The organism is Pseudomonas sp. SWRI68 (genome assembly GCF_014269165.1).
Lineage (GTDB): Bacteria > Pseudomonadota > Gammaproteobacteria > Pseudomonadales > Pseudomonadaceae > Aquipseudomonas > Aquipseudomonas capeferrum.
In genome coordinates, this window is the sequence record NZ_JABWRU010000025.1 from 51,000 (window position 1) to 62,323 (window position 11,324).

Below are 11,324 nucleotides of genomic sequence, written 5' to 3' on the forward strand. Positions count from 1 at the left end.
GGCGCCATTGTACACAGGCTGACCCGTTTCTGCAGGTGGCCTTTCACATATATAGCCGTTGTACGCGCATTTGTGCGCACAAAAGATAAAACATTATTTGCATTCTTTGTACACAAAAGCATAATCCACCGTGCGACTTCCTGACCCATAAGTCAACAAAATGGTCAGGCGTCTGCCTTCCCCTCGCGGAGCCGCCAAGTGCATGCGCAGGACAATGGCTCCGACACAACAAGAAAGACTTGAGGAGTACCCGCTGTGGAAAGCCGCAAATCCGAAGCCCCTACGCTGGATCTCGCCCCACCGCTCGAAACGAGCTGGCTGGAACGGATTTTTAAACTCAAGCAACACGGCAGCACCGTCAAAACTGAAATGATCGCCGGGGTGACCACCTTCATCACCATGGCCTACATCATCTTCGTCAACCCCAACATCATGGCCGACGCCGGCATCGATCACGGCGCGGCCTTCGTCGCCACCTGCATCGCCGCAGCGCTGGGCTGCCTGCTGATGGGCCTGTATGCCAACTGGCCGGTGGGCCTGGCGCCCGGCATGGGCCTGAACGCCTTCTTCACCTACACCGTGGTCGGCACCATGGGCTACAACTGGGAAACAGCACTGGGCGCGGTATTCGTCTCGGGTGTGCTGTTCATGTTCCTCACCTTGTCGAAGGTGCGCGAGTGGCTGCTCAACAGCATCCCGTTGAGCCTGCGCCATGCAATGGGGGCCGGCGTCGGATTGTTTCTCGGACTGATCGGCCTGAAGACCGCAGGCATCATCGTCGACAGCCCGGCCACGCTGATCAAGCTGGGCTCGCTGCATGAACCCGGCCCTCTGCTGGCGGCGGTGTGCTTCCTGTCGATTGCCATCCTCAGCTACAAACGGGTATTCGGCGCGATCCTGATCAGCATCATCGGCGTCACCCTCGCCGGCTGGGGGCTGGGCCTGGTGAAGTTTGGCGGGGTGGTATCGATGCCACCGAGCCTGGCGCCGACCTGGATGGCCATGGATGTCGCCGGCGTGTTCAACGTCAGCATGATCAGCGTGGTGCTGGCGTTTCTGTTCGTGCACATGTTCGACACCGCCGGCACCCTGATGGGCGTGGCACAACGGGCCAACCTGGTGGCGCCTGATGGGCGTATCGAAAACCTGTCACGGGCGCTGAAGGCAGACAGTGCGTCCAGCGTATTCGGCGCGGTGGTCGGTGTGCCGCCGGTAACCAGCTATGTAGAAAGTGCCGCAGGCGTGGCCGCCGGTGGCCGGACTGGCCTCACGGCTGTGGTGGTGGGGCTGCTGTTCATTGCGGCGATGTTCTTCGCGCCGCTGGCCGGGATGATTCCGGCTTATGCCACTGCGGGTGCATTGATCTACGTGGCCATGCTGATGATGGGCAGCATGGCGCATATCCACTGGGACGAAGCCACCGACAGCATTCCGGCGATCGTCACAGTGATCATGATGCCGCTGACCTTCTCGGTCGCCGACGGTATTGCCCTGGGCTTTATCACCTATGTGGCATTGAAGGCGGGCACTGGCAAGTACAAGGAAATCTCGGCCAGCCTCTGGGTGCTGTGCGCCATCTTCATTGCCAAGTTCGTGTTCCTTTAAGGCATTGCTTACCCGGCTTTAGAGTTTCAGTGCATTCGAGATCAAGCGCCGCACCCGCGGCGCTCGATCTCATGGCCACTACAACATCCAAGCCACCCCCCCATCACTTTCCGCCAGACGAAAAAAAGCCCGCCAGTGTGAGAGCGGGCCAAAGGACCTACGAAGATTCTTCTAGCGACCAACTAGCTTCCGCGATAGGTCGAATAGCTATACGGCGAGATCAGCAGCGGCACGTGGTAGTGCTCCTGCTGCTCGTCGATGCCAAAACGCAGCACAACAACATCCAGAAACGCCGTGTCCGGCAGCTGTACGCCGCGAGCACGGTAGTAGGCGCCAGCACTGAACTGCAGCTGGTAAACGCCGGTACGGTAATCGTCACCCTGCAGCAGCGGCGCATCGACGCGGCCATCGCTGTTGGTCAGGGCGGTGTTAACCAGCTCCAACTGCTGGCCTTCGACGCGGTACAGCTCGACCTTGATCGAGCTGCCCGGGCAGCCATGCGCGGCATCCAGTACGTGTGTGGTCAAACGTCCCATTGCTTGTCGCCTCTTGTTCAATCTGTGGGCAAAAAATACACGGCCATCATCACGCCAAACGGCCTGCGATGTGCGGGAATGGCGTTATTAAGACATTCCATCGTCAAATTGTACACAATTTTTTGAACCCATCCGTCGCCGCCTCCCTAAAGCCGTCATACAGTCGCAAATACAGACGCCATGCCGACACCCACGTCATTAGCTGACCAACCAGGCAGGTTTATTGCAAGGGATTCTCAGGCGACAAAAGGGAAGAAATGCGGAAAAACAGGCTTACAAAAGATTTCAGAAGTTGTATACAATCAGCCCATCCGGTGGTGCGACATCCCGACGCGGCCCGCCCACCCCCGCACTAACGCACAAGAAGGAAGACTGCAGTGAGCGCTGACTATCCTCGCGACCTGATCGGTTACGGCAACAACCCACCTCACCCGCAATGGCCGGGCAACGCCCGCATTGCACTGTCCTTCGTCCTGAACTACGAAGAAGGTGGCGAGCGCAACATCCTGCACGGTGACAAAGAGTCCGAAGCCTTCCTGTCCGAGATGGTGGCTGCCCAGCCGTTGCAGGGCCAGCGCAACATGAGCATGGAATCGCTGTATGAGTACGGCAGCCGTGCCGGCGTGTGGCGCCTGCTCAAGCTGTTCAAGGACAGCGGCGTGCCGCTGACCGTGTTCGCCGTGGCCATGGCCGCCCAGCGCCACCCGGACGTGATCCGCGCCATGGCTGAAGCCGGCCACGAGATCTGCAGCCACGGCTACCGCTGGATCGACTACCAGAACATGGATGAAGCGCAGGAGCGCGAGCACATGCTCGAGGCCATCCGCATCCTCACCGAACTGACCGGCGAGCGCCCGGTGGGCTGGTACACCGGCCGCACCGGCCCGAACACCCGCCGCCTGGTGATGGAGGAAGGTGGCTTCCTCTATGACAGCGACACCTACGACGACGACCTGCCCTACTGGGAGCCGAACAACCCGACCGGCAAGCCGCACCTGGTGATCCCCTACACCCTGGACACCAACGACATGCGCTTCACCCAGGTACAGGGCTTCAACTGCGGCGAGCAGTTCTTCCAGTACCTCAAGGACGCCTTCGATGTGCTCTACGCCGAAGGCGCCGAAGCACCGAAGATGCTCTCCATCGGCCTGCACTGCCGCCTGGTCGGCCGCCCGGCGCGCCTGGCCGCGCTGAAGCGCTTCGTCGACTACGCCAAGAGCCATGACCAGGTCTGGTTCGCCCGTCGCGCGGACATCGCCCGCCACTGGCACGCCACCCACCCGTACAAGAAAGAGAACGCCTGATGACCGCCTTCAAGACCCTCAAGCCCTCCACCCTGGGCCGTGACGCATTCGTCGCCGCCTTCGCCGACATCTACGAGCACTCGCCGTGGGTCGCTGAAAAAGCCTATGGCCTGGGCAACCTGATCGAGCTGGACGAGGTCGAGGCGCTGCACCAGCGTATGAGCGACATCCTGCTCAGCGCCAGCCACGCCGACCAGTTGGCGCTGATCAACGCTCACCCGGACCTGGCTGGCAAAGCGGCCATCCAGGGCGAGCTGACCGAATCGAGCACCAACGAGCAGGCCGGCGCCGGTATCCACCAGTGCACCGCCGAAGAGTTCGCCCGTTTCACCGAGCTCAACGACGCCTACAAGGCCAAGTTCCAGTTCCCGTTCATCATGGCGGTCAAGGGCAGCAACCGGCACCAGATCCTCGCCGCTTTCGAAAAACGCATCCACAACGACAGCGATGCCGAATTCAAGGAAGCCCTGGCGCAGATCAACCTGATCGCCCTGTTCCGTCTGCTGCAGCTGTAATTACCGCTGCAACGAACGTTAGAGCCCTTTCAAGAATAACGAACATAGAAGAGATAACCGCATGCGCACCCTGATGATCGAGCCCCTGACCAAAGAAGCCTTCGCCCCGTTCGGTGACGTGATCGAAACCGATGGCAGTGACCACTTCATGATCAACAACGGCTCGACCATGCGCTTTCACAAGCTCGCCACGGTCGAGACCGCCGAGCCTGAAGACAAAGCGATCATCAGCATCTTCCGCGCCGACGCGCTGGACATGCCGCTGACCGTACGCATGCTGGAACGCCATCCGCTGGGCAGCCAGGCTTTCATCCCGCTGCTCGGCAACCCCTTTCTGATCGTGGTCGCGCCCGTTGGCGATGCACCTGTATCAGGTTTGGTCCGCGCCTTCCGCAGTAACGGCAGGCAGGGCATCAATTACCATCGCGGCGTCTGGCACCACCCGGTGCTGACGATCGAAAAGCGGGATGATTTCCTGGTGGTTGATCGCAGTGGTTCTGGCAACAACTGCGATGAGCATTACTTCACCGAGGAACAGATGCTGATCCTCAATCCCCACCAATAAGAAAAGGTCGATCATCGCAAGGTGATTGGCAGAGGTACATACTGTGGAAGCACACCTTCACGAATGGCTGAACCTGAGCATTCGCTGGGTTCACATGATCACCGGTGTCGCCTGGATCGGTGCATCGTTCTACTTCGTCTGGCTGGAGAACCACCTGAACCGAAGCAACCCGCGCGATGGGTTGTCGGGTGATCTCTGGGCGATTCACGGCGGTGGTATCTACCACCTGGAGAAATACAAACTCGCACCCCCGAAAATGCCCGAGAACCTGCACTGGTTCAAATGGGAAGCCTACTTCACCTGGATGTCCGGTATCGCCCTGCTGTGCGTGGTGTTCTACTGGAACCCGGCCCTGTACCTGCTGGCCCCTGGCAGCACCCTGAGCGGTGCCGAAGGCGTGGCCATCGGTATCGGTTCGCTGATCGCTGGCTGGTTCATCTACGACTTCCTGTGCGACTCGCCCCTGGGCAAGAAGCCAGCGCTGCTCGGTGGTGTACTGTTCGTGCTGATCATCGCCGCCTGCTGGGGCTTCAGCCTGGTGTTCAGCGGCCGTGGCGCATACCTGCACACCGGCGCGATCATCGGCACCATCATGGTCGGCAACGTGTTCCGCATCATCATGCCGGCCCAGCGCCAGCTGGTGGCCGCGATCGAGAGCAACACCACCCCGGACCCGCGCCTGCCGGCCAAGGGGCTGCTGCGCTCGCGCCACAACAACTACTTCACCCTGCCGGTGCTGTTCATCATGATCAGCAACCATTTCCCGAGCACCTACGGTAGCCAGTACAACTGGCTGATCCTGGCCGGTATCGCAGTAGCCGCGGTTCTGATCCGCCACTACTTCAACACCCGCCACGACAGCAACAAGTACGCCTGGACCCTGCCGGTAGGCGCCCTGGCGATGATCTGCCTGGCCTACGTCACCGGCCCGAAACCGATGGCCGTAAGCCCTGAGCAAGCCGCAGCGAAGATCGAGTACCAGCCGCTGCCTGCAACTGCTGTCGGTGGCAAGACCGCTGCCGAGCAGCGCGCCGAGGACGCCGCCAAGGCAGCGCAAGCGCCAGCCGCACCTGCGCAAGCACCGGCCCAGGCCGCTGCCCAGGCCGGTGGTGGCGACTTTGACAAGATCCACAATGTCATCCAGGAACGCTGCACCGTGTGCCACTCGTCGAAACCGACCAGCCCACTGTTCAGCGCCGCCCCTGCCGGCGTGATGTTCGACACCCCGCAGCAGATCCAGGCCCAGGCCGCGCGCATTCAGGCGCAAGCGGTCGCCAGCCAGATCATGCCGCTGGGCAACATCACCCAGATGACCACCGAAGAGCGCAAGCTCGTTGGTGACTGGATCGCCAAAGGCGCCCAGGTCAACTGATAGAAGCCGCAAGCTTCAAGCCTCAAGCTGTAAGTCGTAGGTAACAAGCAAGCATCGAGCGTCAGGCTCCAACGCGGATCACCAAGCTTCTTCTTGAAGCTTGCCGCTTGGAGCTTGACGCTTGGATCCGAGAATAAAAACAAAACTCGAGGTGCTGCATGTCCGAGTCACGCAAGGCGTACATCCCTGTTGCGCCGCCGCGTCAGCCTCTGCCCCTGTTCCAACTGATTCTGGTAGGCCTGCAACATGTACTGCTGATGTACGGAGGCGCGATTGCCGTGCCTTTGATCATTGGCCAGGCTGCTGGATTGTCCCGTGAAGAAGTTGCCTTCCTGATCAACGCCGACCTGCTGGTTGCAGGCGTCGCCACCATCATCCAGTCGTTCGGTATCGGCCCGGTAGGGATCCGCATGCCGGTGATGATGGGTGCCAGCTTCGCTGCCGTCGGCAGCATGGTGGCCATGGCCGGCATGCCCGGCGTGGGCTTGCAGGGGATCTTCGGCGCGACCATCGCCGCCGGGTTCTTCGGCATGCTGATCGCGCCCTTCATGTCCAAGGTCGTGCGCTTCTTCCCGCCCCTGGTTACCGGTACCGTGATCACCTCGATCGGCCTGTCGCTGTTCCCGGTTGCGGTCAACTGGGCCGGTGGCGGCCATGAAGCAGAAGCCTTCGGTTCGCCCATCTACCTGATGGTCGCGGGCCTGGTGCTGGCCGTGATCCTGTTGATCAACCGCTTCATGCGCGGCTTCTGGGTCAACGTTTCGGTGCTGGTGGGCATGGGCCTGGGTTACATCCTGGCCGGCTCCATCGGCATGGTCGACCTGTCTGGCCTGAGCCAGGCACCGTGGCTGCAAGTGGTGACCCCACTGCACTTCGGCATGCCGACCTTCAGCCTGGCGCCGATCCTGTCGATGTGCCTGGTGGTGGTGATCATCTTCGTCGAGTCCACGGGCATGTTCCTCGCCCTGGGCAAGGTGACCGATCGTGAAGTCACCCCCGGCATGCTGCGTCGCGGCCTGCTGTGCGATGCCGGCGCGTCGTTCATCGCGGGCTTCTTCAACACCTTCACTCATTCCTCGTTCGCCCAGAACATCGGCCTGGTGCAGATGACCGGGGTACGCTGCCGCTACGTTACCGTGGTGGCCGGTGCGCTGTTGATCATGCTCAGCCTGCTGCCCAAGGCGGCCTACCTGATTGCCTCGATCCCGCCTGCGGTACTGGGCGGCGCGTCCATTGCCATGTTCGGCATGGTCACCGCCACCGGGATCAAGATTCTTCAGGAAGCGGACATCGGCGACCGTCGCAACCAGTTGCTGGTGGCGGTGAGCGTCGGTTTCGGGCTGATCCCCGTGGTGCGCCCGGATTTCTTCGCGCAGATGCCGCAGTGGATGGAACCGATCACCCACAGTGGCATCGCCATGGCCACGGTCAGCGCCCTGGTGTTGAACGTGTTGTTCAACATCCTCGGTGGCGCCGACCGCGCAGCGCATAACGACGCCTGTCACCAGCATTGAGCCCGAGGGGCGGCGCATTGGCCGCCCCTCACTCACACCCGCAGTAACCGCTACACCGTCGGCCCGCCGGAATGGGCCGCTCGGGGCGCCCCTGCGCGCTAAAAACACCGCCAACAAAAACAATAAGTCCGGGAATCACAACATGAAGCGCATCACCTCGTCCCTGTTGTTGGGCAGCAGCCTGCTGGCCACCCTCCCCTCGCATGCAGGCGAATGGCTGCAATGGCACGGCGAAAGCCTGAGCTACCTGTACGGCAAGGACTTCAAGGTCAACCCTGGTATCCAGCAGACCATCACGTTCGAGCACGCCAACAAATGGAAGTACGGCGACACCTTCATGTTCGTCGACAAGATTTTCTACAACGGCAAGGCCGACCCCGGCAAAGGCGTGACCACCTACTACGGTGAATTCAGCCCGCGCCTGTCGCTTGGAAAGATGACCGGCCACAAATTCGAGTTCGGCCCGATCAAGGACGTGCTGATCGCCATGACCTACGAGCGTGGCGAAGGCGACAACGAGGCCTACCTGATCGGCCCCGGTTTCGATCTGGCCGTCCCCGGCTTCAACTATTTCACCTTGAACTTCTACGTGCGCAACACCGAGGGCAGCCGCCCTGGGGACAACGTCTGGCAGATCACCCCGGCGTGGTCCTACACCATCCCCGTGGGCCGCTCCGACATCCTGATCGACGGTTACATGGACTGGGTGGTGGACAACGACCAGACCCGTCGCGGCACCTACCACGCCAACCTGCAGTTCAACCCACAGGTCAAGTATGACCTGGGCAAGGCCCTGAACCTGGGCGCCAAGCAGTTGTACGTAGGCTTTGAATACAGCTACTGGAAGGACAAGTACGGCATCGACAGCCGTGGCAACGTGGACAGTAATCAGAGCGTCGCCAGCGCCCTGGTCAAAGTCCATTTCTAAGAAACTGACCAAACGCACAAGTTTGTTTCACAGCGCTCCAGGACGGGGCACTTGAGGACCGGCGCGCAAGCCAGTAATCTGCGCGCCCCCTCGCTCAGGGCAGAACGGATTCTGCCTGCGTTTACTGACCGCTCAGTCAATGAATTCGGGCGGTTGGCCAACGTGTTGCCAGCCTGAAAAACCCTTTTCATCCGTTCAGAACGTAGTCGAGCAGGAAGGTTGTGCCAGCCCCGAAAAGTTGGCGCAGCTCTTGCCAAACAGCTGTGGCCTATCGAAAAAAGCTGACTCAAAAGACAAAAAAGCGCCAACAACGAGCGCTGACAACAGATCAATCAAGGGAGCGACACTCGCAATGCGTACCATCAACAGCCTGATCCTCGCCGGCGGCCTGCTGGCCTGCGGCACCACCTTCGGCGGCGACCTGCTGCAGTGGCAGAACAACAGCCTCACCTACCTATGGGGCAAGAACTTCAAGGTCAACCCCGAGATCCAGCAGACGGTGACGTTCGAGCATGCCGATGGCTGGAAGTACGGCGACAACTTCATCTTCGTCGACAAGATCTTCTACCAGGGCAAGAAAGACGCCGGGAACGGCCCCAACACTTACTACGGTGAAATCAGCCCGCGCCTGTCGTTTGGCAAGATCTTCGACCAGAAGCTGGCGTTCGGCCCGGTCAAGGACGTGCTGTTGGCGATGACCTACGAGTTTGGCGAGGGGGATACCGAGTCTTACCTGATCGGCCCTGGCTTCGACCTGGACATTCCGGGCTTCGACTACTTCCAACTGAACTTCTACCAGCGCACCACCGACGGCAGCCGTGCGGGTGACAACGTCTGGCAGATTACCCCGGTGTGGTCGTACACCATCCCTGTGGGCTCGTCCGACATCCTCATCGACGGTTTCATGGACTGGGTGGTGGACAACGACGAGAACCGTCGCGGTACCTACCAGGCCAACCTGCACTTCAACCCGCAGGTCAAATATGACCTGGGCAAGGCGTTGCACCTGGGTGAGAAGCAGCTGTACGTAGGTTTTGAGTACGACTACTGGAAGAACAAGTACGGCATCAAGGACAGCGATGCCTTCACGACCGACCAGAATACGGCGAGCTTCCTGGTCAAGGTTCACTTCTGACCTGAAAGACCACAGGGGCCGCATTGCGGCCCCTGTGTCACGGTCACTGAGCCGGGCGCATTACCCGCCACAACTTGCTCAAACCGCTTACGACCGCCAACACGGCAGCGCCCGCAACAATGCCCACCCCCCCGTTGAGCAATGCGCCCGTCAGCGCCCCGCCGCGCCCTTCGCTGAACGCCTCGATCGCATGATGCAACGGCCCGATGCCATGCACCAGAATCCCGCCGCCGACCAAGAACATCGCCGCAGTGCCGATCACCGACAGGCTTTTCATCATGTAAGGCGCCGCGCGCAGGATGCCGTTACCCACCACCTGGGCCAGCTTCGATGCCTTCTGCGTCATCCACAGGCCCAGGTCATCGAGCTTGACGATGCCGCCCACCAGCCCGTAAACGCCGATGGTCATGACAATGGCGATACCCGACAGTACGATGATCTGCTGGGTCAACGGCGCATCGGCTACGGTGCCCAGGGTAATGGCGATGATTTCTGCCGAGAGAATGAAGTCGGTGCGCACCGCGCCTTTGATCTTGGTTTTCTCGAAGGCCACCAGGTCGACATTGGCGTCGGCCACGGCTTCCTTGCGCGCCTCATGCTGCGCCTCGTCCTCTTCCTTGCTGTGCAAGAACTTGTGCGCGAGCTTTTCGAAGCCCTCGTAGCACAGGTAAGCGCCGCCGATCATCAACAAGGGCGTTACCGCCCAAGGGATGAACGCACTGATCAGCAACGCCGCCGGCACCAGGATCGCCTTGTTGACGAACGAGCCCTTGGCCACCGCCCACACCACCGGGATCTCGCGCTCGGCGCGTACGCCAGTGACCTGCTGAGCATTGAGCGCCAGGTCGTCGCCCAATACGCCAGCAGTCTTCTTCGCCGCGACTTTGGTCATGAGTGACACGTCGTCGAGCACCGTGGCGATGTCGTCGATCAGTACCAGTAGACTGCTGCCTGCCATGTTTGCCTGTTTCCCGTGAAATGAATGCGCCGGAGTCTAGCCCAAAGTCGCTGCCTTGAGCGCCCGTCGAGCCCGGTGCTACCATGCCCGATCCCTCTTAGAGGTGGCCAGACACGAGGAAGATCCCTGACCATGAGCACCATTCGCGAGCGCAACAAGGAACTGATCCTGCGCGCGGCCAGCGAGGAATTCGCCGACAAGGGCTTCGCCGCCACCAAGACCAGCGATATCGCGGCCAAGGCCGGCCTGCCCAAGCCAAACGTGTACTACTACTTCAAATCCAAGGACAACCTCTACCGCGAGGTCCTGGAGAGCATCATCGCGCCGATCATGCAGGCCTCGACGCCGTTCAATGCCGACGGTGACCCCAAGGAAGTGTTGAGTTCGTACATTCGCTCGAAGATCCGCATCTCGCGCGACCTGCCGCATGCATCCAAGGTGTTTGCCAGCGAGATCATGCACGGTGCGCCGCATTTGTCGCCCAACCAGGTCGAGCAGCTCAACGAACAGGCGCGGCACAACATCGAGTGCATCCAGGGCTGGATCGAGCGCGGGCAGATTGCCAATGTGGATGCGCATCACCTGATGTTCAGCATCTGGGCGGCGACCCAGACCTATGCCGATTTCGATTGGCAGATCTCGGCGGTAACGGGCAAGGCCAAGCTGGCCGACAGCGATTATGACGCTGCGGCCGAGACCATCATCCGGCTGGTGCTCAAGGGCTGTGAGCCTGAGGCGGCCTGATCGGGCCAATGGGGCTGCTATGCAGCCCAGGCCGCTCCTGGACTGCCCCCAAGAAGTTGGACAAAAAATCCAACCCTTGGGGGGACCGATGGGCAAATACACAGAGCAGTTCAAACTCACAGCCATCTCAGCCTACCTAGATGGTAGC

General features: G+C 60.7%; 11 protein-coding genes. 9 read left to right on the forward strand and 2 right to left on the reverse strand.

What is annotated here, in order from left to right; translation table 11 throughout:
• Window positions 1–285: 285 nt before the first annotated feature.
• Complete coding sequence (locus tag HU770_RS24120; protein ID WP_156311365.1) at window positions 286–1,605, forward strand: NCS2 family permease; 1,320 nt, start codon at window positions 286–288, stop codon at window positions 1,603–1,605.
• 182 nt (window positions 1,606–1,787) lie between these two features.
• On the opposite strand, the gene uraH is transcribed toward HU770_RS24120, so the two are convergent.
• Window positions 1,788–2,141, reverse strand: coding sequence for a hydroxyisourate hydrolase (gene uraH / locus HU770_RS24125; protein WP_008091641.1), 354 nt, complete (start codon window positions 2,139–2,141; stop codon window positions 1,788–1,790).
• 377 nt (window positions 2,142–2,518) lie between these two features.
• On the opposite strand from uraH, the gene puuE reads away from it, so the two are divergent.
• The 7 genes from puuE (at window position 2,519) to HU770_RS24160 (ending at window position 9,474) form a co-directional block, all read left to right on the forward strand.
• Complete coding sequence (puuE, locus tag HU770_RS24130; RefSeq protein WP_019471481.1) at window positions 2,519–3,445, forward strand: allantoinase PuuE; 927 nt, start codon at window positions 2,519–2,521, stop codon at window positions 3,443–3,445.
• A complete protein-coding gene (gene uraD, locus HU770_RS24135) occupies window positions 3,445–3,960 on the forward strand; it encodes a 2-oxo-4-hydroxy-4-carboxy-5-ureidoimidazoline decarboxylase (protein ID WP_033699383.1) in 516 nt (171 codons plus the stop codon). Before puuE ends, uraD begins: the two co-directional genes overlap by 1 nt.
• Window positions 3,961–4,021: 61 nt before the next feature.
• On the forward strand, window positions 4,022–4,525 hold the full coding sequence (locus HU770_RS24140) for an ureidoglycolate lyase (protein WP_027592958.1): 504 nt from the start codon (window positions 4,022–4,024) through the stop codon (window positions 4,523–4,525).
• 43 nt (window positions 4,526–4,568) lie between these two features.
• Window positions 4,569–5,897, forward strand: coding sequence for a urate hydroxylase PuuD (locus tag HU770_RS24145; RefSeq protein WP_033699385.1), 1,329 nt, complete (start codon window positions 4,569–4,571; stop codon window positions 5,895–5,897).
• 158 nt (window positions 5,898–6,055) lie between these two features.
• On the forward strand, window positions 6,056–7,411 hold the full coding sequence (locus HU770_RS24150; protein WP_033699386.1) for a nucleobase:cation symporter-2 family protein: 1,356 nt from the start codon (window positions 6,056–6,058) through the stop codon (window positions 7,409–7,411).
• 142 nt (window positions 7,412–7,553) lie between these two features.
• Window positions 7,554–8,339, forward strand: a complete 786-nt coding sequence (locus tag HU770_RS24155) for an outer membrane protein OmpK (protein ID WP_186656403.1) — start codon at window positions 7,554–7,556, stop codon at window positions 8,337–8,339.
• A gap of 352 nt (window positions 8,340–8,691) precedes the next feature.
• Window positions 8,692–9,474 carry an outer membrane protein OmpK gene (locus HU770_RS24160; RefSeq protein ID WP_027592962.1) on the forward strand — a complete coding sequence of 261 codons (783 nt, stop codon included), beginning with the start codon at window positions 8,692–8,694 and terminating at the stop codon, window positions 9,472–9,474.
• 43 nt (window positions 9,475–9,517) lie between these two features.
• On the opposite strand, the gene HU770_RS24165 is transcribed toward HU770_RS24160, so the two are convergent.
• Window positions 9,518–10,432, reverse strand: coding sequence for a DUF808 domain-containing protein (locus HU770_RS24165; protein ID WP_033699388.1), 915 nt, complete (start codon window positions 10,430–10,432; stop codon window positions 9,518–9,520).
• Window positions 10,433–10,564: 132 nt separating this feature from the next.
• On the opposite strand from HU770_RS24165, the gene HU770_RS24170 reads away from it, so the two are divergent.
• On the forward strand, window positions 10,565–11,176 hold the full coding sequence (locus tag HU770_RS24170) for a TetR/AcrR family transcriptional regulator (protein ID WP_033699390.1): 612 nt from the start codon (window positions 10,565–10,567) through the stop codon (window positions 11,174–11,176).
• Window positions 11,177–11,324: the final 148 nt, after the last annotated feature.